The 25,158-nt window shown below is 59.2% G+C and carries 21 protein-coding genes; 11 read left to right on the plus strand and 10 right to left on the minus strand.

Annotated elements, in window-relative coordinates; translation table 11 throughout:
• Positions 1-122: 122 nt before the first annotated feature.
• The 6 genes from SIC15_RS18270 to modC all read left to right on the plus strand — a co-directional run bounded on the left by SIC15_RS18270 (position 123) and on the right by modC (position 5,443).
• The gene (locus SIC15_RS18270) at positions 123-869 is read left to right on the plus strand and encodes a glutathione S-transferase family protein (RefSeq protein WP_136630026.1); all 747 of its coding nucleotides are present in this window, start codon (positions 123-125) and stop codon (positions 867-869) included.
• Positions 870-977: 108 nt separating this feature from the next.
• A complete protein-coding gene (locus SIC15_RS18275) occupies positions 978-1,964 on the plus strand; it encodes a sterol desaturase family protein (RefSeq protein WP_349342324.1) in 987 nt (328 codons plus the stop codon).
• The gene (locus tag SIC15_RS18280; RefSeq protein ID WP_412536629.1) at positions 1,924-2,889 is read left to right on the plus strand and encodes an alpha/beta hydrolase; all 966 of its coding nucleotides are present in this window, start codon (positions 1,924-1,926) and stop codon (positions 2,887-2,889) included. Before SIC15_RS18275 ends, SIC15_RS18280 begins: the two co-directional genes overlap by 41 nt.
• 21 nt (positions 2,890-2,910) lie before the next feature.
• A complete protein-coding gene (modA, locus tag SIC15_RS18285) occupies positions 2,911-3,684 on the plus strand; it encodes a molybdate ABC transporter substrate-binding protein (RefSeq protein ID WP_412536630.1) in 774 nt (257 codons plus the stop codon).
• Positions 3,684-4,364, plus strand: coding sequence for a molybdate ABC transporter permease subunit (modB, locus tag SIC15_RS18290; RefSeq protein ID WP_412536631.1), 681 nt, complete (start codon positions 3,684-3,686; stop codon positions 4,362-4,364). The genes modA and modB overlap by 1 nt, the downstream gene beginning before the upstream one ends.
• Positions 4,361-5,443: a molybdenum ABC transporter ATP-binding protein gene (modC, locus tag SIC15_RS18295; protein ID WP_412536632.1), complete on the plus strand. Its 1,083-nt coding sequence runs from the start codon at positions 4,361-4,363 to the stop codon at positions 5,441-5,443. Before modB ends, modC begins: the two co-directional genes overlap by 4 nt.
• Positions 5,444-5,541: 98 nt before the next feature.
• On the opposite strand, the gene crp is transcribed toward modC, so the two are convergent.
• Positions 5,542-6,183: a cAMP-activated global transcriptional regulator CRP gene (crp, locus tag SIC15_RS18300; RefSeq protein WP_007153756.1), complete on the minus strand. Its 642-nt coding sequence runs from the start codon at positions 6,181-6,183 to the stop codon at positions 5,542-5,544.
• Between the two features lie 265 nt (positions 6,184-6,448).
• Between crp and SIC15_RS18305 the strand changes: the two genes are divergently transcribed.
• The 3 genes from SIC15_RS18305 to SIC15_RS18315 all read left to right on the plus strand — a co-directional run bounded on the left by SIC15_RS18305 (position 6,449) and on the right by SIC15_RS18315 (position 8,899).
• Positions 6,449-6,871 (plus strand): OsmC family protein, encoded by a 423-nt coding sequence (locus SIC15_RS18305; protein WP_069182110.1) that lies wholly within the window; start codon positions 6,449-6,451, stop codon positions 6,869-6,871.
• A 248-nt stretch (positions 6,872-7,119) separates the two neighbouring features.
• On the plus strand, positions 7,120-7,914 hold the full coding sequence (speD, locus tag SIC15_RS18310; protein WP_069182111.1) for an adenosylmethionine decarboxylase: 795 nt from the start codon (positions 7,120-7,122) through the stop codon (positions 7,912-7,914).
• 136 nt (positions 7,915-8,050) lie between these two features.
• The gene (locus SIC15_RS18315; RefSeq protein WP_291904463.1) at positions 8,051-8,899 is read left to right on the plus strand and encodes a pirin family protein; all 849 of its coding nucleotides are present in this window, start codon (positions 8,051-8,053) and stop codon (positions 8,897-8,899) included.
• Between the two features lie 4 nt (positions 8,900-8,903).
• Here the strand turns inward: SIC15_RS18315 and SIC15_RS18320 are convergent, their stop codons facing one another.
• Together SIC15_RS18320 and SIC15_RS18325 are read right to left on the minus strand one after the other, a co-directional pair.
• Positions 8,904-9,770 (minus strand): phosphoribulokinase, encoded by an 867-nt coding sequence (locus SIC15_RS18320; protein WP_069182113.1) that lies wholly within the window; start codon positions 9,768-9,770, stop codon positions 8,904-8,906.
• Between the two features lie 18 nt (positions 9,771-9,788).
• On the minus strand, positions 9,789-13,556 hold the full coding sequence (locus SIC15_RS18325) for a DUF1631 family protein (protein WP_412536633.1): 3,768 nt from the start codon (positions 13,554-13,556) through the stop codon (positions 9,789-9,791).
• A gap of 171 nt (positions 13,557-13,727) precedes the next feature.
• On the opposite strand from SIC15_RS18325, the gene SIC15_RS18330 reads away from it, so the two are divergent.
• Positions 13,728-14,798 carry an aminopeptidase gene (locus SIC15_RS18330; protein WP_412536634.1) on the plus strand — a complete coding sequence of 357 codons (1,071 nt, stop codon included), beginning with the start codon at positions 13,728-13,730 and terminating at the stop codon, positions 14,796-14,798.
• Here SIC15_RS18330 and argA read toward each other — a convergent pair.
• From argA to coaBC, 7 genes are all read right to left on the minus strand, one after another.
• Complete coding sequence (gene argA / locus SIC15_RS18335) at positions 14,772-16,079, minus strand: amino-acid N-acetyltransferase (protein ID WP_069182116.1); 1,308 nt, start codon at positions 16,077-16,079, stop codon at positions 14,772-14,774. The two genes, SIC15_RS18330 and argA, sit on opposite strands and share 27 nt — an antisense overlap.
• A gap of 188 nt (positions 16,080-16,267) precedes the next feature.
• Complete coding sequence (argE, locus tag SIC15_RS18340; RefSeq protein WP_069182117.1) at positions 16,268-17,437, minus strand: acetylornithine deacetylase; 1,170 nt, start codon at positions 17,435-17,437, stop codon at positions 16,268-16,270.
• Positions 17,438-17,463: 26 nt separating this feature from the next.
• Complete coding sequence (locus tag SIC15_RS18345) at positions 17,464-18,714, minus strand: acetylornithine deacetylase (RefSeq protein WP_412536635.1); 1,251 nt, start codon at positions 18,712-18,714, stop codon at positions 17,464-17,466.
• Between the two features lie 24 nt (positions 18,715-18,738).
• A complete protein-coding gene (gene argB / locus SIC15_RS18350; protein WP_377949169.1) occupies positions 18,739-19,635 on the minus strand; it encodes an acetylglutamate kinase in 897 nt (298 codons plus the stop codon).
• 60 nt (positions 19,636-19,695) lie between these two features.
• Complete coding sequence (locus SIC15_RS18355; RefSeq protein WP_412536636.1) at positions 19,696-22,338, minus strand: phosphomannomutase/phosphoglucomutase; 2,643 nt, start codon at positions 22,336-22,338, stop codon at positions 19,696-19,698.
• A gap of 95 nt (positions 22,339-22,433) precedes the next feature.
• A complete protein-coding gene (gene dut / locus SIC15_RS18360) occupies positions 22,434-22,895 on the minus strand; it encodes a dUTP diphosphatase (protein WP_064229788.1) in 462 nt (153 codons plus the stop codon).
• 41 nt (positions 22,896-22,936) lie between these two features.
• The gene (gene coaBC, locus SIC15_RS18365; protein WP_153637297.1) at positions 22,937-24,136 is read right to left on the minus strand and encodes a bifunctional phosphopantothenoylcysteine decarboxylase/phosphopantothenate--cysteine ligase CoaBC; all 1,200 of its coding nucleotides are present in this window, start codon (positions 24,134-24,136) and stop codon (positions 22,937-22,939) included.
• A 187-nt stretch (positions 24,137-24,323) separates the two neighbouring features.
• On the opposite strand from coaBC, the gene radC reads away from it, so the two are divergent.
• Entirely contained in the window at positions 24,324-24,998 is a 675-nt protein-coding gene (gene radC, locus SIC15_RS18370; RefSeq protein WP_069182123.1) for a RadC family protein, read from the plus strand.
• The last annotated feature ends 160 nt before the right edge of the window (positions 24,999-25,158 follow it).

Here is a 25,158-nt window from a genome sequence, read left to right on the forward strand (position 1 = left end):
GCATGTTTTCGGGCTACATTCTAGAACCCAACGACTGGCGAGGCCACCGCGAGTATTCGACGAGGCTTCTTCTCGCGCCTCACCGACAGTATGCTAGAACGCTGAACCGAGGAGACAAGCCCATGGCACTGAAACTGTACCAATTTGCCATTTCCCACTACTGCGAGAAAATTCGCTGGGCCCTGGAATACAAGGGGCTGAACTACGAAACGGTAAACCTGCTGCCCGGACAGCATGTAAAAACCATCCGGAAGCTGACCGGCCAGGCTTCTTCGGTCCCGGTGCTGGAGCACGATGGTCAGGTGGTCCAGGGCTCGGCGGCCATCCTGGATTACCTGGATCAGGCCTTTCCCGAGCATTCCCTGACACCGGAGGATCCGGACCTTCGCGAGCAGGCGCTGGCCTGGGAACGGCGACTGGACGAAGAAGCGGGCCCCGCCATTCGCTGCTACTCCTACCACCACTTCCTGCAGCGACCCAAAATCGTAGTGCCCATGCTGGCTGCCGGCACGCCCTTCTATAACAGGATTCTGCTCAGCCTGGCGTTCAGCCGGGTTGATGAAGTGATGCGTCAGTGGATGAAGATCAACGAGAAAACTTCAGAAAAATCCAGGCAGGTCATGGAGGATCTTCTCACTGAGCTGGCAGCGATCTATGCCGAGCGCCCGTTCCTGGTTGGCAATCAGTTCACCCGCGCCGACCTCACGGCCGCCGCCCTGTTTGCACCCATGTTCCAGCCAGCGCAGTACCCGGTTCCCTGGCCGAAACCTGCCCGGATTCCCAAAGACATCAAGACCTGGCTGGACCAGTGGCAACCTCAGATCCGGGCTCTGGAGAAAGTCTACAGTGATAATCGCCGGCCAGACTGAATCGGATCCTGTCGGAAATCGCCAGCCAATCTGGCGTGAACCGACATTCCGTTGGCCCAGCTGCGTGCGAGAATGGTCCTGTTACCAATGGAACCCGGCAGGAATTCGATGGCTCTGACCGACATGATGCTGGCCGTACTGGAAGAAAGCGGCCTGCTTGCCCTCTGGAAGGCGGCCTCTCCCTGGCTGGCGCTGGATGAACGGCAGCTGATCTTTGTGATCGCCACCCCCGTCTTCGTGGCCGTCACACTTTGGGAATACCTGAAGATTCGCCACGATCCGCGGCTGATGGATACCCGTGAAGCGATCCGCAACTTCGCCCTGGGTGCCGGCTATCAGGTTACAGAGCTGCTCTTCGCCGGGCTGATTGCGTTTCCTGTCTACGCCCTGTGCTATCACTATCGGCTATTTGACCTGGAGCTGAACGGGTTCACGGTCCTGCTGACCTTTGTGGGCGTGGATTTCTGTTTCTACTGGATGCACCGGGCCAGTCACAGGGTACGCTGGTTCTGGGCCGCCCATGTGGTGCACCATTCCTCCGAACGGATGAACTTCTCCACCGCCATGCGCCAGAATGCCACCAACATTTTCAACGGCATGTGGATTTTCTATCTGCCCCTGGCACTGCTGGGGCTCAACCCTGTCTGGATCGGTGTGGCCTATGCACTGTCACTGGTGTACCAGTTCTTCATTCACACCACACTGGTCGGGAAGCTGCCCCGCTGGCTTGAACTTGTTTTCAACACCCCGAGTCACCACCGGGTTCATCATGGCCGCAATCCCGGCTATATCGACCGTAATTACGGCGGCACCCTGATCCTGTGGGATCGGCTGTTCGGCACCTTTGTTGACGAAGACGCCCAGCATCCGCCCGAGTATGGCATCACTCGGCCCATCCGCTCCAACAACCTGATTGTGCTCTGGACCCACGAATACGTGGACCTGTTCCGCGACATGGCACAGCCAGGCGGATTATTGTCTCGCCTCACCCACCTATGGAAACCGCCGGAGTGGCAACGCCCGGCCACAGTGAAAAATAACAAGGAAACGGGCCGTGACAATCAACGAACATCCCCTGACGCTGAACGCCGGTGATGACCACACGATAACCGGGACAGTCTTTACCCCGGCGACACCAAGCGCCATTCTCATCATCAGCCATGGCATGGCCGAACACGGCGACCGTTACCAACCACTGGCCCACTGGCTTGGCGAAAACGGCATTGCGGTCATCACCTACCACCACCGCGGCCATGGTCGGAGTTGCCCTCCCGAGGGCCTTGGACACTATGCCGACCAGGGTGGCTGGGCCTGCGTGCTTGCCGACCTGCACCTGGTGGTTCAACACGCCCGTGCGCAATTCCCACGGCTGCCAGTCAACCTGCTGGGCCACAGCATGGGTTCCTTTATCGCCCAGGCCTATGCCCAGACCCATGGCGACCAGCTGGACGCTCTGATTCTCAGCGCCACCAACCGGATTGACCGGGGCCACCTCCTGGCGTCCAGGACTCTGATCGGCCTGATTCGACTGGTTCGTGGCAAGCGGCACCGCAGCCGCCTGGTGGCCCGAATGACCTTTGAGCAGTTCAACCGCAAGTTCCACCCGAACCGGACCGGGGCCGACTGGCTCAGCCGCGATCCGGACCAGGTGGACCGCTACGTTGCCGACCCCCTGTGCGGTTTCGATTGCACGGTTGGCCTCTGGTGGGACTTTATTGGTGGTATGCTAGCGCTTGCGCCGTCTGCCTTCCGGAAAGATCTTCCCGTGCACCTGTTTTCCGGTACCGCGGATGCGGTTGGTGAGATGGGGCGTGGCGTACGCCGACATTTCCAGACAATCCGCGAAGCGGGGGTGGAGCATGTGACCCTGCGATTGTTTGAAGGCGGGCGTCATGAGATGCTCAACGAAACCAACCGGGAGGAGGTCTGGGAGTATCTCCGGTCCCTGTGCCTGACCTCGGAGTCGCCGTGGACGTCAGAGCAACCAGGGATGTCACTCCCGGACACTTGCCATCAATGATTGAACGAATAAGGATGTTGTGTGGGTTATCCTCGAGGCCGCAGGATCTTCCGTACCCTGATACTGTTTGTGCTGTCCGGCTCCGCGATTGCCGGAGCAGTGGCGGGCGAGGTCAGTCTCGGCGTCGCCGCCAACTTTACCGACACCACCCGGGAACTGGCCAAGCGCTTTGAAACCGAAACCGGTCATACCGTTTCAGCAAGCTACGGCTCCACGGGCAAGCTTTACGCCCAGATCAAAAACGGCGCCCCGTTTGATGTTTTCATGGCCGCAGACGCTCTGCGACCGGCACTGATTGAGGAAGAACAGGCGGGCGTTCCCGGCACCCGCTTCACCTACGCCCGGGGCAAACTGGCGCTGTGGAGCCCCACGGTCGCCGCCTTTGACAATGCCGAAGACTATCTTGCCCGCCAGCCGTTTTCGCGGCTGGCCATTGCCAACCCGAAGACCGCTCCCTATGGTCTTGCTGCACAACAGGTTCTGGAGCACCTGAATCACTGGGAGGCCCTGCAACCCAAACTGGTCCGCGGGGACTCCATCGCCCAGACTTTCCAGTTTGTGGTCAGCCGCAACGCCCAGGCAGGCTTCGTGGCCCTGTCCCAAATCAAGGCCTGGCACGAAGATGATGGCACACTGTGGCACATACCCCAGGCCTATTATCAGCCGATTGACCAACAGGCCATCCTGTTGCAACACGGTGCAGACAAAGCCGCGGCCAAGGCCTGGATGGATTTCCTGAAATCAGACACCGCAACCACCATCATCCGAAACTACGGGTACGACACGGCCAACTGATGCTTGAAACCTACTGGGACCCGGTCTGGCTGACACTCAGGCTGGCCACGACGACAACCCTGCTGCTTTTACTGATCGGCACCCCCATTGCCTGGTGGCTGGCGCGAACCCGACACTGGCTTCGTCAACCGATTGCGGCCGTCGTAGCACTGCCCCTGGTTCTTCCGCCCACTGTGCTGGGGTTCTATCTGTTACTGGTCATGGGGCCGGAAGGCTGGGTTGGCCAACTGACCCAGTCGTTGGGTATCGGTCTGCTGCCGTTTACCTTCGAGGGTCTGGTGGTCGCGTCGGTCATCTATTCCCTGCCCTTCACCGTCCAGCCCCTTCAGAACGCGTTCGAGGCCATCGGGGAGGGTTTCCTGGAGGTCGCTTCCACTCTCCGCGCAGCGCCCTGGGACCGGTTTCTGTTCGTTGCCGTGCCCCTGGCCCGGAACGGCTTCCTGACCGCCGCCGTATTAACCTTCGCCCATACCATTGGCGAGTTCGGGGTGATCCTGATGATCGGCGGCAACATTCCGGGTGAAACCAAGGTACTGTCGGTTGCCATCTACGACCATGTGGAGTCGCTGGAATACACCGAGGCCCATTGGCTGTCCGCCGGCATGGTGGTGTTTTCATTCGTGGTTCTGGTAACGCTCTACGCGCTGAACGGCAAAGCCCGCTCCGGAGCGATCAGATGACCGCCTCCAGCACCATCGACGCCCGCTTCCAATGCACCTTCCCCGGCTTCAGCCTGGACGTTGACATAACCCTGCCAGGCACAGGCATCTCCGCGCTGTTCGGGCACTCCGGGTGTGGCAAAACCACCCTGCTACGGTGCATGGCGGGCCTGCAAAGTGCCCCGGGTTCCATGACCGTTCTCGGCGAACCCTGGCAAACCGAGACGTTCGTTCGACCAGTCCATAAACGGCCTCTGGCTTATGTATTCCAGGAAACCCACCTGTTCCCTCACCTGAACGTGCGCAGGAACCTGGAATTCGGGTACCGGCGCATCCCGGCTGGCGACCGGCAGATCAGGTTCGACGAGGCAGTACGTTGGCTTGGCCTGGAATCACACCTGGACCGCATGCCTGTCGGCCTCTCTGGAGGTGAACGCCAGCGGGTGGCAATCGCCAGGGCTCTGCTGACCAGTCCCCGGCTGTTGCTGATGGATGAGCCGTTGTCCGCCCTGGACCTCAACAGCAAACAGGAAATTCTCCCGTATCTCGAACGACTGCACGATACGCTGGCCATTCCGATCATCTACGTTTCCCATTCAACCGAAGAAGTTGCCCGGTTGGCGGATCATATTGTGATGCTGGAGGAAGGTCGTGTGGTTGCCCAGGGGCCACTGCGAGAAACCCTGGCAGGCATCGATAATCCTTTTCGCGTTCAGGACGACGCTGGTGCCTTGCTGGAAGGCCAGATTATCGATCTTGACGATCACTGGCACCTGGCACTGTTCCGGTTCGAGGGCGGCCAGCTCTGGTTACGGTGTGAGCATCGCGTAAAGCCGGGAGACCGGGTTCGGGTTCGAGTGTTGGCCCGGGACGTCAGTCTGGCCCTGAGCGAAAATTCCGACCAGAGCATCCAGAACCTGGTGCCTGCGGTCATCGACCAGATCGACCCGGATATTGCTCCTGGCATAAGCCTGGTGCGACTTCTGGCCGGACCGACGCCAATATTGTCCAGACTGACCTCCAGGGCCGTCGCCCAGTTCGGTCTTGAGCCAGGCATGAACATCTGGTTGCAGATCAAATCCGTTGCCGTGATAGGGTAGCGCTGGCGGTCACAGCCGGCCAGGATGGTGGCTGCCAAACGCAAAAAGACCGCTGTTGATAGCGGTCTTTTCAAAAACAGGATGAACGGTAAAAACGCTCAGCGCGTGCCGTAGACCACCATGGTCTTGCCCTTGACGCGCACCAGTCCCTGATCCTCCAGCGTTTTCAGCACCCGACCAACCATCTCCCGGGAACAGCCGACGATCCGCCCGATTTCCTGGCGCGTGATCTTGATCTGCATTCCATCCGGGTGAGTCATGGCATCCGGTTCCTTGCACAGGTCCAGCAGTGTACGGGCAACACGGCCGGTGACATCCAGGAACGCCAGGTCGCCGACCTTACGGGTAGTCTGGCGCAGTCGCGAGGCCATCTGTTCGCCAATGAAGTACAGGACCCTTGGATCCTGCTGGGCGATTTCCCGGAATTTGGTGTAGCTGATCTCCGCCACCTCGCACTCGGTTTTGGCCTTCACCCAGGCACTGCGGGAATCCATGTTGTCAAACAGGCCCATCTCACCGAAGAAGTCGCCGGCGTTCAGATAGGCCATGATCATCTCGCGACCATCATCATCCTCAATGATGACGGTTACTGATCCCTTGACGATGTAGAACAGTGAATCGCTCTTGTCACCGGCATAGATAATCGTGCTCTTGGCTGGGTAACGACGACGATGACACTGCGAAAGGAAATAGTCGAGATGCTTGGTTTTCTGCTCAACCGGCTTGACGATAGTGGCCATAATGCGAGTCGTGCCTCCTCAGATACTGGCGGGTCCCAATGTTTTTTATGCACCCGGCTTTCCTTGCGGGTTCGTTCTTTTTTACTGCAAAACTGCGCAACTTATAACAAGAAGGTCTGTTGCGGGCAACCGGAAAGAGTATACAACATGTATCCGGGATCAGCCTGCCTGGCGAGGCCGGTTGTGCTAGCATCCCGTCACAGATCATTTTCATCCGGGCCACCGCAAGTGTTGGTCCCGTCTTATTACAACGGAGAGTCGTCCCATGAAAGCAACCATTGACTGGACCGGCAACGCCAGTTTTAAAGCCACCAGCGGCAGCGGCCACAGTGTCCAGCTGGATGGTCCACCGGACCACGGCGGCCAGAACCTGGGTCCGCGCCCGATGGAAATGCTGCTGATGGGTCTGGGAGGCTGCTCTGCGTTTGATGTCATGAGCATCCTGAAGAAAAGCCGCCAGGACGTGACCACCTGCCATGCCGAACTTGAGGCAGAGCGTGCCGACGCGGTGCCCGCCGTGTTTACCCGCATTCACCTGCATTTCGTGGTAACCGGCAAAAACCTCAAGGAGAACCTGGTCAAGCGGGCCGTCAGCCTGTCGGCAGAAAAGTATTGCTCAGCTTCCATCATGCTGGAAAAGGCGGGCGTTGAGATCAGTCACACCTATGAGGTGCATGAGGCAGAATAGCAGGCCTGACAAGGCGCTTCGACACCATCCATGGGCCAGATTCCGTGGGTCGAATGCAGCGGAAATCACGGATGCTAAAATGTCATTGCAAATACTATTCAACGTCACTTGCGGTGTGCATAATACGCACCCTCTCCGCCGGTCTGCGCAAAAGGTGAACAACCCGGTCAGTAGTCGGTGGCGGCCTCGGCAGAGCGCAGCAATGCAGCTCTGCAGTCATTCATCTCCACGATCCGGAGGGGCTGAGCATGGAATCAAAACTCCAGCTGCATGGTTTTAACAACCTGACCAAATCCCTGAGCTTTAACATCTACGACATCTGTTATGCGCAGACCGAAGAGCAACGCAAGGCCTACATTGACTACATCGATGAGATGTACAACGCCGAGCGTCTCACCCAGATTCTGACCGACGTGGTCAAAATCATTGGCGCCAACGTCCTGAACATTGCGCGCCAGGATTACGAGCCACACGGCGCTTCGGTCACCATGCTGATTGCCGAGCATGAACTGACCAATGGCGAAGAACCGGACAACGAGGAATCCCCGGGGCCGCTGCCGGATACCATCGTTGCACACCTGGACAAGAGCCACGTCACCGTGCACACCTACCCGGAAAGCCACCCCCATGATGGCGTAAGCACCTTCCGGGCTGACATCGATGTCTCCACCTGTGGTCTGATCTCACCGCTGAAAGTGCTGAACTACCTGATCCACAGCTTCGATTCTGATGTCGTCACTGTGGACTACCGGGTTCGCGGCTTTACCCGCGATGTGGACGGTACCAAACACTACATTGATCACGACATCAATTCGATCCAGAACTATCTGACCGAGGATACCCAGAACGCGTATCAGATGATCGATGTGAACGTTTACCAGGAAAACCTGTTCCACACCAAGATGATGCTGAAAAACTTCAATCTCGATAACTATGTCTTCGGGGTAAACGCCAGTGATCTCGACCCGGCGGAAGCACAGTCCATCGAAGACCGCCTGCGCCGTGAGATGCTTGAGATTTTCTATTCCCGCAACGTCGAATGATCGCCTCCCGTGACGCTCCGCCCCGGGGCGTCACGGGTCCTTCAGTTTTTTTGATGTCACCCGCCAGAATTCTGCGTTTTATTCTCCCCTCGTCTGCCGTTTTAATGGAGTCATGAGCTAACGAGAGGAGGACACCATGACCCTGCGCTCCCTGAAACAGATTATTCCAGCCCTGGAAACTTCCGACGGTGCCGGCGTGCGCATCAAGCGCTCCATCGGCCAGCAACAGAATATCCGCCTGGATCCGTTCCTGATGCTGGACGAGTTCGGCTCCGCCGAGGCCGCCGACTATATCGCCGGTTTTCCATCGCACCCTCACCGGGGTTTCGAGACGGTGACCTATATGATCGAGGGGCACATGCTGCACGAGGATCACCTGGGGAACCGCGGCGACCTGCGCAATGGCGGCGTTCAGTGGATGACCGCCGGCCGTGGGATCATTCACTCGGAAATGCCGCAGCAGGAAGAAGGCGTGATGCGGGGTTTCCAGCTCTGGCTGAATCTGCCCGCGGCAGAGAAAATGACAGAAGCGGGTTACCGCGATATCCAGCCGGAAGAGATCCCTGAGATCGTCTTTGAAGGCGGCAAGGTGAAGCTCATCGCCGGCAACATGGAGATCGAGGGCCAGCTTCACGAGGGCTCAGTAGCGGATCGAAGCACCCAGCCAATCTACGCTGACATCCACCTCGAATCGGGTGCAAGTGTGACGCTGCCGGTTCCGGAGGGTCACAATGCCATGCTGTACCTGTACGAGGGCACCGCCAACCTGGCCGATCGCGCACTTCAACGCAGCGCTGCCAACATTCTGGGTGACAACGGAGACCGGATTGCTCTCACTGCCGGAGAATCCGGGGCGCGCCTGCTGCTGATCGCCGGCAAGCCCATTGGTGAACCTGTGGTCCAGTACGGCCCGTTCGTGATGAATACCCGGGAGGAAATTGAGCAGACGCTTCGGGATTACCGGGACGGCCGACTGACGGCCTGACGGATCAGGCGAATGGCTTTCTTGCCATCAGCCGCTGCACCATGGGCCTGACAATCAGGTCCATGGCCAGCGGCATTTTTGTGCCCGGAATCACGAGGGTGTCGTGTCGGGAAAGGCTGCTGCCAGAGATCACCTGCAGCAGGTAAGGAAAATCCACTTCAGATTGATCGCGGAACCGGATAACCAGCATGCTCTCGTCCTCGGTCGGAACGTCCCGGACAACAAAGGGATTGGACGTGTCCACCAGTGGAATGCGCTGGAAGTTGATGTGGGTATGAGAAAACTGGGGAACGATATCGTGAACATAGTCATCCATGCGGTTGATGATGGTTTCCACCACCGCTTCCTGGCTGTATCCCCGCTTGTGGGTGTCCCGGTGGATCTTCTGGATCCATTCGAGGTTCACAATGGGCACCACTCCGATCAACAGGTCCACGTACTGGGCAATATTGCAGGTTTCGCTGACGACGCCGCCATGCAGCCCCTCGTAAAACAGCAAATCCGTGTCCGGGGGTAAGGGCCCCCAGGGCGTGAAGGTTCCGGGCTTGTGTCCGGCTTCCACCAGCCGTCGGTCCTCGTCGTGGACATATTGCCGGTAACGGCCGTTACCGGTGTGACCGTAATCGTAGAAAAGGGCTTCAAGCTTGTCGATGTGATTGGCCGCCAGCGCAAAGTGGTTACGCTCACCGAACTGGCCCTTCGCAGCGAGCCTGGCCATCTGTTCACGGTTGTAACGGTGGAAGCTGTCCCCGCTGACCATGGCAGCGTTCAGCCCTTCACTGGCGAACATCCGGCTGAAAATCTGGCCGGTGGTGGTGGTTCCAGCACCGGATGAACCGGTTACCGCTATGATCGGATGGCGTTTTGACATAGGGGCAGATTGCCGGAATCAGGTGAGACTGTCGAGTAAACGGGGCTTCTCGACCACGAAGCCCTGGGCATAGTCGACACCCAGCTGCCTGAGCATGTCCAGCACGTCCCGGGACTCAACCTGGGAAGCAATCACTTCCCGACGCATGTAATGGGCCATATCCACCATAGAGCGCACCATTGCCCGATCGGTCTCGCTGGTTGCCAGCTGGCCGGTAAAGGCACTGTCAATCTTGATCAGATCCACGGGCAGGGAGCGCATGAACTCGAACGAACTTGGGCCACTACCGAAGTTGCCCAGACAGAACCGGCATCCGAGTTCTTTCATCTCGATAATGAAATCGGCGACTGACTGGACGTCGTTGATCGCCGAAGCTTCGGTCAGCTCGAACCACAACCGCTCTATGGGCGCGTCCTTCTCACTCAGCTTCTCGTAGATGAACTCCAGCAGCGATTGATCGTTCATGGAGTAACCGGACAGGTTGATGCAGACACCGCCAAAATGCCGCGGGTCCGGTGCCTGCTCCCTGAGCCAGTCCAGCATGTGGCCGACCACCCAGCGATCCACCGCCTGCATACGGTCATAACGCTCGGCCATCCGAACAAAGTCCCGACCGGTAATGAGGTTGCCGTCGTCATCGTACATGCTGATCAGCACCTCGTACTGCGCCGCCATGGAGGCTTTGGCGTGCAGAGGTATGATCTTCTGGCAACGCAGCAACATGCGTTCCTCATTCAAATCACTGAGACTGGCAACCTTGGCGGCAATCTGTTCCTGGCGGGCCTGATCCCCGGCATCCAGCGCATACTCCGACACTTTCCCATGACCCTGCTGCCGGGAAGCTGCCAGGGCCTCTTCAGAAGCCCGCAACCAGCGTTCGGCACTGACCAGTGCCGGCAAGGTGGGAACGACGCCGGCGCTGGCCGAAAGCCGATAATCCCTGCCACCAAATCTGAACTCGGCGGCCTCCACCGCCTTGACCAGATCCCTGGCCGCATCACTTGCACTCTCTGAGGGCACCAGCATGGCAAACTCATTGCCCGCCAGCCTGGCCACGGGCATACCATCCCCCACGTGACTGCGCAGAATATCCGCCACCCGTTTGAGGGTCTCATCGCCGGCCTGGTAGCCGGCAGTATCGTTCAGCAGGCGGAAACGGCGGAGATCCAGGCGCACCAGGGAGCGCTCGTCTTCCCGGCGGGCCAGTTGCTGATCCAGCATCCGTTCGAACTCCCGGCGCCCCAGAAGTCCCGTCAGCTCATCATGGGTGGAAGCCCAGGACAGCTGGTCGTAAACCTTGCGAACCATGCGGTCGATACTCTCATCCACCAGTGGTCGCTCGTACTGACTATCGGGGACGATAATCCCCTTGCGCATCTGACGGGCCAGGGCCTCAAGCTCGAGCTCCACCACCCGCATGCCCTGATGATTAACAAACACGAACCGGCTGAACCCGCGGGCAATCCAGACCAGACGGATGTACTGGGGCTCCTTGGGGTTTTCCTGGTCCCGCAGCCAGTCACCGGTGCGCAGTTGCTGGGCCCGATTGATCCAGCGCTGAAGGCTGCGCTGTTCACGATCGGACAGTTTTTTCGTGTCCGGCTGCTCCGGCTTGGCCGGCGGGACCTCAACCAGCTCGGGGCTTTTTTCCGGGCTGCGAACCAGGAACTGCTTGAGCTCGTCACGGATCTGGGATGAGGGCATATGGTTACTGGAAATGGAAGCCAGGCCATCCTGAATGACCCGCAGCAATTCAGGCAGGTTAATCGTGCTGTTGGGGTCGTCGGCGAACGACAGCAGGGAATCAATCACCGCCAGGTAATCCTGCCAGAGCTGGCTGTCAGGCCCCTGTCGGATCCAGGTCAGCGAGAGCAGATCACGCCATCCGCCGTCCAACAGGCTCAGCACCGCCCTGGGCACCTTGCGCCCGCCCAGTTTCTGGTCCAGCACGTCGGCCACGGCCTTCTTGGATTCCGCTACCTTCTGGGCGCCTTCTGCTGCGGCCGTCACACGCTCCACATTCCTGCGATAGACAAGATTCTGGCGATCAATGAGGGTGTCCAGCTCCTGGACCGTGTGCTCAAATACTCCGGTATCCTGCTCAAAATCCGTGGTAATCCGCTGCACCAGCTCATCAACCCGACGCTGGACCACCGGATTGATCCGGCCACCCTTGACACCCAATTGGGCCAGGCGGTTCATCACCCCACGAACCGGGCTATCCTGGTCATCAAAGAACGCAGGGTCCCTCATGACCACTTTCAGAACGGGCACTTCCAGCTGCCGCATGCGCTGCTGGGCATATTCACTGAGTTTGGGGCTTTCCACCACCGACTTGAAAAAGCGGTCGACCACATCAACCGTTTCCTGCTGCTCTTCATCCAGCCTGTTGTCACCGCTAGCCTTGACCTTCTCGACCACCCGGTCTTTTAACGGCGCGAGCTCTTCCCCGGCTTCGACGGCCTGTGACTGCAACTGCTGGAGTTCTCGCTGGAGCTCTCCGGACGACAATGGTCTGGCGTTTGGCTGGAACGGCATGGGTTCCGGATCGCCCCGGGCCACACGGCTCGCACTCAAGGTATTGAGCAGATTGCGAACGGTGGCGAATGCAGTCTGCGCGGCCTGGGCATAGCCCCTGAATTCGCCACCCAGCATTCCGGGTTTGCGGCGAGGTTGCGCCGATCTGGCGCTGTCCTGTTCCGCCTTTGGGGTTGGTTCCGATGCGTCAGGAGCACTCTCCGCCGAAACCGGCTCTGGCTGAACCTGCTCCTTCTTTTGCTCCGGCTTCGCCCCGGCCTGCTCGCTCAGATACTTGCTGAGATCCAGGTCCGGCAAAACGCCGTGTCGAATCAGGATATCGTTGAGTTCCTTGTAAAGAGGCCCCAACTGCTGCAGCACGGTCTGCTCGAAGACCCGCAGGCAGACTTTCTCCACCTCCCGGGAAGCCTTGAGCTGATTGAGTCCATTATGGAAGGCTTCGCAGACCAGGGATGGTCCAAGGGGGTTGTGGTGGCCCGTGGCATTGGCGATGCCAAGTTTGTCCAGCCGGAGCTTGAGCTGCAGAAGGTCGCCGCGGTACTGGGTATCCGCCTTGGTCACCATCACCCGAATGGTCAGCCAGTCCTCGAACTCGCCCTTGTCCACCACCGAGAGCTCGGAGCCGGGAAAGCCTTTTGGGGCGGGCTTCAAGGGCGATTCCAGGCTTCGCGCCATCTGGTGCCAGATGACCCGTTGCCGGGCCTGGATCTGCCCCGAGGCATCCATGTATTCATTCGCCTGCTGATCGTTTGAGGCTTTCTGGGCCGCCTGTTTCAGGCCCTCCACCATCTGCACAAAACAGGCGTCCATCAACGGCTCGATAAACTGGATCACCGCCTTGGCGGACTGATGCAGAACAAACTGGATCCGGTCGCTGGGGGCCCGGAGAGAGGAGCGATCCTGTCGGCGGGAGCCACCGCACTGCTGCAGCATGGCATCAACCGCTTCCGGGTTCGGGCGGCTGAAATTGACTCCCATGGCGCCATCAATCCGCCGGACAATACTGACGTGCAGTTCATGGCGGCGGGCGCCATCCAGGCCACGAAAACGAACCACCAGTTCCGGCGGCGTGCCGGACGCCAACGCCCGATCCAGCTTCTTCGAGGTTTCACTCGAATAGCGAACGAAAAGGCCCTCTGCACAAAAATCGGCGATCTGGCACGGCCACGCCTCACCGGCTCCCAAATCAATCTGAGCGGCAAGCTTGATAGGTTGGCGGGGGCTGCTACGACGTTCTCTCGGATCCATGAACTACCTGATATCTCGCAAAGCCGGGACAGTCACCGGAGACACTGCCCGGTACCGACTCACGTCCCTGAAACGATGGCGGATGCCACCGGCTGCTACTATAGAGACCATGATTGTACTATAGCGGCCTGGCCCCCACAGGCAAACCAATCCACTATAACATCCTGACCCATGAAACAGCTTAGTCAGATCTATCTACTTTTGCTACTGGTAACAATGCTTAACGGCTGTTCGACCATTGGCTACTATTCGCAAGCTGTCAGTGGGCATCTATCCTTGATGATGGCCGGGGAACCGGTGGAGAAGATCCTCGCAAATAATGAAACCCCACTGGAGTTGCGAGGAAAACTCTCGCTGACACAGCAGGCCCGGCACTTCGCCGCCCAACGACTGGCCCTGCCGGTAGGAGACGCCTTCAGCGACTACGTGGAGATCAACAGACCCTGGGTAGTGGTCAATCTGGTGGCCGTGCCCGAATTCTCGCTGGAGCCACACCGCTGGTGCTACCCCGTTCTCGGCTGCCAGGCCTACCGGGGGTACTTCACTTTGGAAGATGCGCGTGCCGAGGAGGCGCAATTCCGGGACAGAGGTTTCGACACCTTCATTGGTGGTGTGACGGCCTATTCCACCCTTGGCTGGTTTGATGACCCGCTGCACACTGGCTTTACCCGCTTGGCGGCGGACCGCATGGTCGCCCTGATGTTCCATGAACTGGCCCACCGGGTGGTCTACATTGCCGATGACACGGCCTTTAACGAAAGCTTCGCCACCGCCGTGGAGCTGGAGGGACTGAGACTCTGGCTCTCGGAGCAGGGCAACCCCGGTCAGTTCCGGCAAGCCCTGGACCGTCTCGCCCGCCGCAACCAGACACTGGCCCTGGTGGAGGACTTCAGCGCCCGCCTGCAGGCACTGTACGCCGAACAGGACCGCTTGTCTGATGACCAACTGCGAAACCGGAAAACGGCCATTTTCGAAGACCTGGCGCTAGCCTATCAGGAGCTTTCCGCAGACTGGCCCGAGCCGGGCCCTTTCGGACCCGCACCGGTCAGTCTGAACAATGCCAACGTTGCGCTGTTTCGCCAGTACAACCAGCATGTACCGGCATTCCGGCAGATGCTTCGAAATGCAGACTACGACTTTGCGAGCTTTTACAAGGCCGTCGAGACGCTGTCGGAGCAACCGGAACCCCAGAGGTCTGAACACCTGGCGGCCCTGTCACAGCGGTTTGAAGAACACCTTTGAGTTCCGCTGGGTATTGTAGGAGGCCAGCTTCGGCCCGGGCAGGGCCTGCACGGTGGAAGGCTGGAAGCCCCGCTCCCGGAACCAGTGCTCCGTCTGGGTGGTGAGCACAAACAGCTTCTGGATGCCCTGCCCCCTGGCCAGCTTCTCCACCATCGCCAGAATCTCATCACCTCGGCCGGCCCGGCGATAGTTTGGATCCACGGCAAAACAGGACAGCTCGCCGGCACCTTCCTCGGGGTAACTGTAAAGAGCGGCACAGCCCACGATGGTCCCGTCTCGCTCTGCCACGACAAACCGGTCAATTTCGGTTTCCAGCATCTCCCGGGAACGGCGCACAAGAATGCCCTGCTCCTCCAATGGCTGAATCAGTTCCAGAATCCCGCCAATATCCTCAACCCTGGCCTGGCGGAACTGTTCGTAGTGATCGCCGCTCACCAGCGTGCCGGCACCGTCCCGAGTGAACAGTTCTTTCAGCAACGCCCCGTCGTCCACATAGCTAATGATGTGAGCACGCCGTACGCCCTTCACACAGGCATCACAGGCCGCCCTGAGCAGATCCGCATCGTGACCGGTTACCGCACCGGAAGCCAGACGTTCGGACGCCTGACGCGCTGACAGCTCCCTGATCAGGCTGCCGTCCTCTTCCTGCAAGCCGGGATCATCAATAAACACCATCAGCTTTTCGGCCTGCAGCGCCGCCGCTACCTGACTACCAACATCCTCGTAGGAGAGATTAAAGGCGTCCCCGGTGGGCGAATAACCCATCGGCGGTAATAGAACAATGTGCCCCAACTCCAGCAGTTTCTCGATGCCGGCCACATCCACCCGGCGCACCTTGCCGGTGTGGCCAAAATCAATACCATCCAGCACACCCACGGGCTTGGCGGCCACATAATTACCCCCACTCACCCGAATACGGGCATTGTGCATCGGCGAATTCACCAGCCCCATGGAAAGGTGGCTTTCCAGGTAAGCTCTCAGGCCACCGATGGCCTCCATCACCATGCCAAGGTGCTCTTGCGGTGTAATCCGCAGCCCTTTGGCAAACGACGATTCCACCCCGGCGCCATCCAGCCGCGCCTGGATTTGCGGGCGGGCACCGAAGGCAACGACCAGCCGCACGCCAAGGCTGCTCAGCAGCGCAATGTCATGGATGATGTTGATAAAATTCCCGTGTTCAATCGCATCCCCCGGTATGGTCAGCACCACCGTACGCCCGCGGTGGGCGTTGATGTAGGGGGATGAATGGCGGAATCCATGCAGCCAGTCGTTTGATTTCAATTCGAATACTCCAAGCTTTTTTCTTTACGCGGCCTGCAACCCAGCTTGACGAACACTGTCGGGAGCCCTCTCCAAAACCGTGGAGCGCCGGGGATGGCGCGACCGAGCCCTACAGGGACGTATTTACGGGCGTGTTTTGGAGAGGGCTCCCGACAGTGTTCAGCCCCCTATTTGACCCGGACTCCGTCTTAAAGGCAAAACTGTCGGATAAGCCCTCGCAGTACTTTAACGGTTGGCTCCAGCTGGGACAGCTCTATAAATTCATCCGGTTGGTGCGCCTGATCGATGGATCCGGGGCCCATGACCAGGGTTTCCAGGCCGAGTTTCTGTAACCAGGGCGCTTCTGTGGCGAAAGCGACTGCGTGGGCCGTGTGACCGGTGAGCTTTTCACAGGCTTTGACCAGGGCCGCATCGGCCGGGGTTTCGAAGGGTGGCACGCCGTCGAAGAGTGGCTCGAATTCCAGCGACAGCTCCCGACGCTCCGCAATCGGCTGGACCTTGCTCAGGATGGTCTGGCGCAGCGTTTCCATGTTCATGCCCGGCAGTGGACGCAAGTCAAAGTGCAGCTCGCACTGGGCGCAGATGCGGTTGGGGTTGTCACCGCCGTGGATGCAGCCCAGATTCAGGGTTGGAAACTGCACTTCAAAGTTCGGGTTCCGGTATTTTTCCTGCCAGCCTGACCGGAGTGCCAGCAATTCTGTGAGCGCTTCGTGCATTCCTTCCATGGCATTGCGGCCGAGGGCCGGGTTGGAGGAGTGGCCGGACTGGCCCTCGAATTTCAGGCGCTCCATCATGATGCCCTTGTGCATGCGCACCGGTTTCAGGCTGGTGGGCTCGCCGATGACCGCGTAGCGGGCCTTGGGCTTGCCGGCTTCGGCCAGGGCCCGGGCGCCATCCATCGAACTCTCTTCGTCGGCCGTGGCCAGTATGATCAAGGGCTGCTTGAGATCTTCGTTCACAAAGGCCCTGGCCGCCTCGATGGCCAACGGAAAAAAACCTTTCATGTCACAGGTGCCCAGCCCGTACCAGCGGTTGTCCCGCTCGGTCAGGGTAAAGGGATCGCTCTGCCAGCGTTTGTCATCAAAGGGCACTGTGTCGGTGTGGCCGGACAGCACCAGACCACCCGGGCCGCTGCCGAGGGTTCCGATCAGATTGTACTTTCCGGGCATCCCCGGCACTTCCAGGATTTCCACAGAAAACCCGAGAGCCTCGAGCCATTCGGCCAGCGTTCGCACCACGGGCTCATTGCTGTGATCCCACTTCGCCGACGCGCTGCTGATGGAAGGCAGCGATATCAGGCGGGCAAGCATGTCACGAATGCCCGGCACCGTTGCGGATTTGCTATCGGACTGCGACATAGTTTCCTCTCAGATTCCCACTGGAATCATTGTGCACGGCCACGACGCCAGACTTCAAAGTTGACGATCGCCCTGGTCAACATCGGATAGGCGACTTCACCACCGGCAACCACGCGGGCCACTTCCAGCTCACGCTCGCTGACGCTCACCAGACGACCCTCCACAACATTATCGTTGGACAGGGTTACCCGAACCTGCCGGTCAATCCATTGTTCGGCGCTCTCCAGTTCCGCCGGGTACCAGCTTTCGGTCTCAGGATCTTCTCTTGGCACCACTGGCTCAACCGCCACTTCTGGTGTTTCCTGAACAACAGGCTCGGCCTCGGTCAGAAAGACGTCCGGTACGCCGGCACCATTGTAGCGAACTGGCCAGCTTGGGCCCTGGCCACCGTTGTCATCCACTCTGACAGGAACACCAAACATGGGCTGATCCGGTTGCAGGTTCACGGTAAGCTCACCGCCCTCAAGCAGCCACTGCCGGTAAAGCGCTTTCAACTGGTCGCTGGCGGCCACCCCCCGGGCTTCAAGTCCAGCAACCAGCGCGGCCACCGCCCGGCCGGCCCATTCGCCGGTTTCAATGCCGGCTTCGCGGGCACAGTAGGCGGCGATTCGGCGCATCAGGCCGCCATCGCGCAAGGTCAAACGCATAGGCTCGGCACCGTCCAAAACGGACAGTTCGGAATCCTGAACCCGGATTCGGGCATCAGGCCAGTCCAGCTCGAGACTACCGGTGCTGATGGTATTCAGCTCCGCGTGGAGATTGCCTTGGGTCTGGCGCACGAAACCATCGCCGGCCAGCGCAGTGATGCCCATGCGGATCAGATCGCCGCTCCCCAGTTGCTGCCGCGGATCTGGCGCACATGACAGGACAAACAGCGCCGGATCTCCCTCACTGTTAACGCCCTCTGCGGTGACCCAGTTCCGGAGCATGGTCGGGTCCAGAGTCAGGCCAAGGCCATCAAGTCTCAGGGTCCACTGGGCCGGCAGACTGGTCGGATCGGCAAGAGCAGACAGCAGGTCAACGGGTGAACCAGTATCAAACTCCGCCCGGGCGATATCCAGCGGCTGGGTAAGCTCGAAATCCTGCCAACTGGCATTGTTGAGAACCAGCCGGCCCTCAATACCGGAACTGATGCTGCCTCGATGCAGCACACCGTAGGATTCCAGCGCCTGTCTTGCTTCAGCCATGCGCTGGTCTGCCAGCCACCAGACACCTGCCTTGAACGCGGCAAAGCCGATCAGAACCAGTACTACCAGCGTCGCAAGCAGGCGCTTCATCCGGAGACTCCTTGTCGGGTGCCGTCAGTTACGTGAAATCAGGGTGCCGACACCCTCATCGGTGAAGATCTCCAGCAAGCACGCATGAGCGACCCTGCCGTCGATGATATGGGACGTGCGTACACCATTCTCCACTGCACTGAGGGCGCACCGGATCTTCGGCAGCATGCCGCCATGAATCGTACCGTCTTCGATAAGCTCGTTAACCTGCTTGGCCGTGAGCCCGGTAAGCACCTTGTCGTCCTTGCTCTTGAGTCCGGCCACATTGGTCAGCAGGATCAGCTTTTCGGCTTTCATGGCCTCGGCCACCTTGCCCGCCACCAGGTCGGCATTGATGTTGTAGGAAGCGCCATCGGGCCCCACGCCAATTGGTGCAATCACCGGAATCAGGTTGCTGCGGGTAAGCATGTCGATAACGTCTACGTTCACACTGGCAACCTCGCCAACATGGCCGATGTCGATAATTTCGGGCCGCTCCAGTTCGGGAGAACGGTTGACCACCTCCAGCTTGCGGGCCCGGATCAGGTTCGCATCTTTCCCGGTGAGCCCTACCGCCATGCCGCCGTGGGAATTGATCAGGGAAACGATTTCCTTGTTCACCTGGCCACCGAGCACCATTTCCACCACATCCATGGTTTCTGAATCGGTGACCCGCATGCCATTGACGAACCGGGACTGGATGCTCAATCGTTCCAGCAACTCTCCGATCTGGGGCCCACCGCCGTGGACAACGATCGGGTTGATACCTACCAGTTTCATCAACACCACATCACGGGCAAAACTGCTCTTCAGGTCTTCGTTTTCCATGGCGTTACCGCCATACTTGATGACCACGGTCTTGCCGGTAAACCTTTGAATATAGGGCAGGCCCCGGCTCAGTACCGAAGCCACCTGCATTGCTGTTTCACGATCCAGCGCCATGTTTTCGCCTTGTTAATCCTGAGTTGTTATCGATCTGCAAATCGTCAGTGAGCTTTCAAATCAAAACTCTGCCACCAGATCCGGCGCTGCCTTCTGCAGCTGATCCCGGAACACAGACTTGATACGTTCCAGTGCGTCCTCGGTCTCCGCCTCGAAGCGCAGTACCAGCACTGGCGTGGTATTGGATGCCCGACACAGCCCCCAGCCGTCGGCGTAGTCCACCCGGATGCCATCAATGGTGCTTATGTTGCCGTCACCAAAGTCACCGTCCTCGCCGAGCCGTTCTATGATGTCGAACTTGGAGCTTTCGGTCACTTCGACATTCAGCTCCGGGGTGCTGATATCGTCCGGGAAATCCTCGAAGACCTCATCGCTGTGCCGGTCTTCAATACCCAGGATTTCCAGCAGGCGGGCGGCGGAATAGAGCCCGTCATCAAAACCGTACCAGCGCTCGCCAAAGAAGATATGACCGCTCATTTCCCCGGCCAGGAGCGCGCCAGTCTCTTTCATTTTTGCTTTCATCAGTGAATGACCGGTTTTCCACATGATGGGTCGGCCGCCCGCTTCGGATATGACACCGGCCAGCCTGCGGCTGCACTTCACGTCATAGAGAACGTCAGCACCCGGATTGCGGGACACCACATCCCGGGCGAACAACATCATCAGGCGATCTGGCCAGATGATCTTTCCGGAATTGGTGACCACGCCGAGTCGATCGCCATCGCCGTCGAAAGCCAGTCCGATGTCGGCGCCTTCCGATTCGACACGGGCAATCAGATCCGCAAGGTTTACCGGTTTGCCGGGATCCGGATGATGGTTCGGAAAGTCACCATCCACCTCGCAGTAAAGTGGAATCACCTCACAGCCCAACTCTTCAATGAGCATGGGTGCGAGTTCGCCGGCAATGCCATTGCCGGCATCAACGACGACCTTGAGCGGTGCCGCTACCGCAATATCGCCAACAATCCGGTCCAGATAGGCACGGCGGACATCCTCGGTGCTCTGACTGCCCCGACCACTGGCAAACTCGCCGGTCTGAATTCGCTGATACAGTTTCTGGATGGCTTCCCCCGAGAGGGTTTCTCCACCCAGCATGATTTTCAGGCCGTTGTAATTGGAGGGGTTGTGACTGCCAGTCACCATGACGCCAGAGCCGGTCTGGAGTTCGTGGGTGGCAAAATAGAGTACCGGTGTGGGCACGGCGCCCACATGAATCACGTTGCACCCGGTGGCCATCACTCCACGAGCAAGGGCATCCGCAAGATCCGGGCTCGAATGGCGACCGTCATAACCAATGCAGAGGCTGTCGACACCACGCTCCAGGGCTTCGGAACCAATGGCCCGGCCGATCACCTCAACGCCCTCGGCAGTCAGGGTTTCGCCGACAATGCCTCGAATGTCATAGGCCCGGAAAATATCCCGGGACAGCTCTACCTGAGGCAGTGCCACCTCTTCTACATCCGGGGTGTCGCCGGAACCAAAGACGGTATCTTCGCCACTGTTAAAACCGAGAACGTCCTCATCGCCATCAAGCATGTCGATATCGAGCATGTCCTTTTCCTGGAACAGGGGTTCATCGCTGCCCTTGGCGGTACCTGCACCGGCCTTCCCGGCAGCAGCCTGCTTTGGCTTCGCCGCTTCGCCAGCCTTGGCGACCCGCTTATCGACAACCTGTGACAACCGGTACAGCACCTCACCGGTTGACGCCACCATATCCCAGCGGAAGGTTGGCAATTTCACCCGCTCTCCGCCAAATACCTTGTGAGCCCACTGGATCAAAGCGGTCACATCCTGGCGCAGACCTTTCTGGGCTCCGCCCAGCAGGACCCAGACAATAATGGCTGCGATCAGCGCGGGAACCCCAACCAGAATAGCGATCATCAACGTATCCACCGGCGCTACGGAGGATCTGGCGGGGGTATAGGTTACCGTCCAGTCAGGATTGCCGAGCGTCCGGGATTCGGCGCTTCCGGATCCGTTGCCATTGCTGACTACGGTGCGGGACGAACCTGACACCGTCTGGACCAGCGCCAACTGGCCGCCGAGGCTGGAATTGACCACTTGCAGCAACGGCTGGATCTGGGCGGAGTCGAAGATGATCAGCAGGCTTCCGATGACCGCATTGCTTGTCGGGTTCCGCACCGGGGTGGCCATCTGGAAAAACCAGCGATCATCCCTTGGGAAGGCATCCGGGAAGAGCCGCTGGCCGGTTTCAGCGCGCCGGGCCAGTTCAAGGCCCGAGAACCCCAACAGTCCCTCATTGCTTGAAGTACGGGGAATGTCACGGTAGGGAAACAGATGGACTGCCTCTATACCGGGCAGTGAATCCGCCAGCTGCACTTCGGTTGGCGGTATCTCGTTCGGGCTGCCCAGCGCCTGAACCACATGCGGCTGAGTGGAGAGACCATTGACGCTTTTCTGGACCTGGTCGAAATACTGGTTCAGTCGAAGCGCTGCGGCATCGGCCTCGAGCGCTTTCAACGAGCCAAATCGTTCCGTTGCCGAAGGCTGGACCACCAGAAAATGAAGCAATGCAACGGCAATTACGCTCGCCAGAACCACGACCAGTGACTGGTTTACTGCCACGGTATTCAGCCGCTTGAGCTTGGGGCCCGAGGCATTGGCCTTTTCCTTTTTTACCGCCTTCTTCGACGGTTTTTCATCAACGGACGCGTCGGCATCTTTCTTTTTACCCAGCTTCATAGTCCATCCTGCACTTGTAATTTTATCGTCCTGGACAAGCAGTTACCCGCAAAGTATAGACGCCGGCGCGTGGTTCTGCGTGGCCGGCCTCCTGGTCACCGCGTACCGGTGGAGCCAAAGCCGCCGTCACCACGGGCACTGGCGTCAAATTCCGAAACCACCTCAAAATCCGCCTGGACAACGGGCACCAGTACCAACTGGGCCAGGCGTTCGCCTACATCCACGGTAAAGCTGGTGCGCCCACGGTTCCAGCAGGACACCATCAACTCGCCCTGGTAATCCGAATCGATCAACCCCACCAGATTGCCAAGGACAATGCCGTGTTTGTGGCCGAGCCCGCTTCTGGGCAGGATCATGGCCGCCAGGGAAGGATCTGCAATGTGGATCGACAAGCCGGTCCGGATCAGTTGGGTATCGCCCGGTTCCAAGGTCAGCGGCTCATCCAGGCAGGCTCTCAGATCAAGGCCGGCGGAGCCTTCGGTGGCATATTCGGGAAAGGGAATCTGGTTACCGATACGGTCATCCAGAATACGTACCTGAAGATTTTTCCTGCTCATGAGGTGTCCTGTCGATTGTGGTACAGGAACGCTTCGCTGAATTAGCGGGCGGCCTGGTCGAGATGTTCGCTTATCATTGCCACCAGTTCCCGGGCAATGTTCGTTTTGCTGTTCGGGCCGATAGACGTCTGACCACCTGGCCAGAACACGGTTACAGCATTATTGTCGCTGTTGAAACCAAGGCCCGGCGCCGATACGTCGTTGGCCACGATCATGTTCAGCTTCTTGCGCTGCATTTTGTCGATGGCATAGCTGGCCACGTCAGTGGTCTCCGCTGCGAACCCCACTGTAAAGGGCGCGTCGTCACGCCCGGCAATGGTTGCCAGCGTATCCGGGTTGCGCACCAGCGAGAGTGCCATGGCCTCACTGGATTTCTTGATCTTGTCTCCGGCGCAGGTTTCCGGACGGTAATCCGCCACCGCCGCCGTCGCAATAAAAAGATCGCAACCCTCATCCACGGCATTCGAGGCTTCTCGCAACATGTCCTCGGCCGTTAGAACCTGGCGCACTTCAACACCGATCGGAGGCGCCAGGGCCACCGGTCCGCTGACAAGAATCACCCGGGCGCCCGCCTTGCTCGCTGCACTGGCCAGGGCGTAGCCCATTTTCCCGGAACTGTGGTTACTGATATAGCGAACCGGGTCGATGGGCTCTCGGGTCGGACCTGCCGTAATCACCACGGTCTTACCGGAGAGCACCCCCTCGCTACCCCGATCAATAAGGCCGAAAATGGCCTCTGGCTCCAGCATTCTCCCGGGACCGGTATCACCACAGGCCTGGGCGCCCTGGTCGGGCCCCCACAATTCGATTTGGGGATCTTCTTCCAAAAGCCGGATATTTCTCTGGGTACGGGCGTTGCTCCACATGGCCTGATTCATGGCCGGCACCACGGCGATGGGCGCCTCGGTTGCACAGCAGACAGTGGTTAGCAGATCGTCTGCCATCCCCTGGGCCAGACGGGCGATGAAATCCGCCGACGCCGGCGCTATCACCACCTGATCGGCCCATTTGGCCAACTCGATATGCCCCATGCCCGCTTCCGCCTCCGGGTCCAGCAAGGAGCTCCGAACTGGCTCGCCACTCAGAGCCTGAAAGGTCAGTGGTGCCACAAAAGCTTCTGCTCCACGGGTCATCACAACCCGCACCTCATGGCCGGCCTTTTTCAGCTGACGCACGAGTTCGGCGCTTTTATAGGCTGCAATACCACCGGTCACTCCCAACAGGATTCGTCTGGCGGCCATAGGGGCTCCGTTTCCGCATAAAATGAAAGGCTTATAAGATAGCATGCTCAGGCCACAGCGACAGCCTGCCAGGCCAGGCATACGTTTACCGATTGTTACTTTTTGAAGTAACCTTTGTAACCCTGAGATGCCCGTCGCGGCGCAGGAAGCGCCCGGGGCCGGACTTGACCATCGCAAGGAAGCCAAGATGACAGATTCCACCTGGCCCACGGACGAACGTCCGCGGGAACGCCTGCTCGCCCACGGGGCGCCAACCCTCTCCGACGCCGAACTGCTTGCCATATTCCTGCGCACGGGCACCACTGGCATGCCGGTGATGGCACTGGCGCGCCACCTGATTGAGGAATTTTCGGGGCTCCGGGGGCTACTGACCGCCTCCCAGCGCCAGTTCTGCAATGTCAAAGGCCTGGGAACCGCCAAATACGCCCAGGTTCAGGCGGCCATGGAAATGGCACGCCGGGTCATGGAGGAACCACTACGCCAGGGGGACCCCCTGCGATCTCCCGAGGATACCCGGCGCTTCCTCACCAGCCGACTGGGCACCTATCCCCACGAGGTGTTCGCAGGCCTGTTCCTGGACAATCGTCATCGCGTCATCCAGTACCGTGAGTTGTTCCGGGGCACCATTGACGGCGCGGCCGTCTACCCAAGAGAAGTGGTGCGACAGGCCCTGGAAGACAATGCCGCGGCAGTGATCTTCGCACATAACCATCCCTCGGGCGTGGCAGAGCCCAGCCAGGCCGACATTTCACTGACCCGTCGGCTGAAAGAGGCGCTGGGTCTGGTGGATATCAGGGTTCTTGACCATATGGTTGTTGGCCATGGTGAGGTAATATCCCTCGCTGAACGGGGTCTGCTGTAAAACCGTCTTTACGATGGTGAACGCCAATGCCGGAAAACTGGCCAAATTCCCAACAATTTTTTGCGTTGGGGTGCGAGTTCTGGTATAAAAGCGTCCCTTTCTGGCGGCGTCTGGCGAGCAGCGTTCAGTTTAGAGGCGCGAACGGGGGCGTGATGGCTCC

Origin of the sequence: Marinobacter sp. MIT932201 (genome assembly GCF_047123295.1) — a bacterium.
In the GTDB taxonomy this organism is placed as follows: Bacteria; Pseudomonadota; Gammaproteobacteria; order Pseudomonadales; family Oleiphilaceae; genus Marinobacter; species Marinobacter salsuginis.

Bases quoted from the DNA above. Each gene is read 5' to 3' on its own strand.
- SIC15_RS18270 (WP_136630026.1), top strand. From the start codon at position 123: ATGGCACTGAAACTGTACCAATTTGCCATTTCCCACTACTGCGAGAAA.
- SIC15_RS18275 (WP_349342324.1), top strand. From the start codon at position 978: ATGGCTCTGACCGACATGATGCTGGCCGTACTGGAAGAAAGCGGCCTG.
- modB (WP_412536631.1), top strand. From the start codon at position 3,684: ATGCTTGAAACCTACTGGGACCCGGTCTGGCTGACACTCAGGCTGGCC.
- modC (WP_412536632.1), top strand. From the start codon at position 4,361: ATGACCGCCTCCAGCACCATCGACGCCCGCTTCCAATGCACCTTCCCC.
- crp (WP_007153756.1), bottom strand. From the start codon at position 6,183: ATGGCCACTATCGTCAAGCCGGTTGAGCAGAAAACCAAGCATCTCGAC.
- SIC15_RS18305 (WP_069182110.1), top strand. From the start codon at position 6,449: ATGAAAGCAACCATTGACTGGACCGGCAACGCCAGTTTTAAAGCCACC.
- speD (WP_069182111.1), top strand. From the start codon at position 7,120: ATGGAATCAAAACTCCAGCTGCATGGTTTTAACAACCTGACCAAATCC.
- SIC15_RS18315 (WP_291904463.1), top strand. From the start codon at position 8,051: ATGACCCTGCGCTCCCTGAAACAGATTATTCCAGCCCTGGAAACTTCC.
- SIC15_RS18320 (WP_069182113.1), bottom strand. From the start codon at position 9,770: ATGTCAAAACGCCATCCGATCATAGCGGTAACCGGTTCATCCGGTGCT.
- SIC15_RS18325 (WP_412536633.1), bottom strand. From the start codon at position 13,556: ATGGATCCGAGAGAACGTCGTAGCAGCCCCCGCCAACCTATCAAGCTT.
- SIC15_RS18330 (WP_412536634.1), top strand. From the start codon at position 13,728: ATGAAACAGCTTAGTCAGATCTATCTACTTTTGCTACTGGTAACAATG.
- argE (WP_069182117.1), bottom strand. From the start codon at position 17,437: ATGTCGCAGTCCGATAGCAAATCCGCAACGGTGCCGGGCATTCGTGAC.
- SIC15_RS18345 (WP_412536635.1), bottom strand. From the start codon at position 18,714: ATGAAGCGCCTGCTTGCGACGCTGGTAGTACTGGTTCTGATCGGCTTT.
- argB (WP_377949169.1), bottom strand. From the start codon at position 19,635: ATGGCGCTGGATCGTGAAACAGCAATGCAGGTGGCTTCGGTACTGAGC.
- SIC15_RS18355 (WP_412536636.1), bottom strand. From the start codon at position 22,338: ATGAAGCTGGGTAAAAAGAAAGATGCCGACGCGTCCGTTGATGAAAAA.
- dut (WP_064229788.1), bottom strand. From the start codon at position 22,895: ATGAGCAGGAAAAATCTTCAGGTACGTATTCTGGATGACCGTATCGGT.
- coaBC (WP_153637297.1), bottom strand. From the start codon at position 24,136: ATGGCCGCCAGACGAATCCTGTTGGGAGTGACCGGTGGTATTGCAGCC.
- radC (WP_069182123.1), top strand. From the start codon at position 24,324: ATGACAGATTCCACCTGGCCCACGGACGAACGTCCGCGGGAACGCCTG.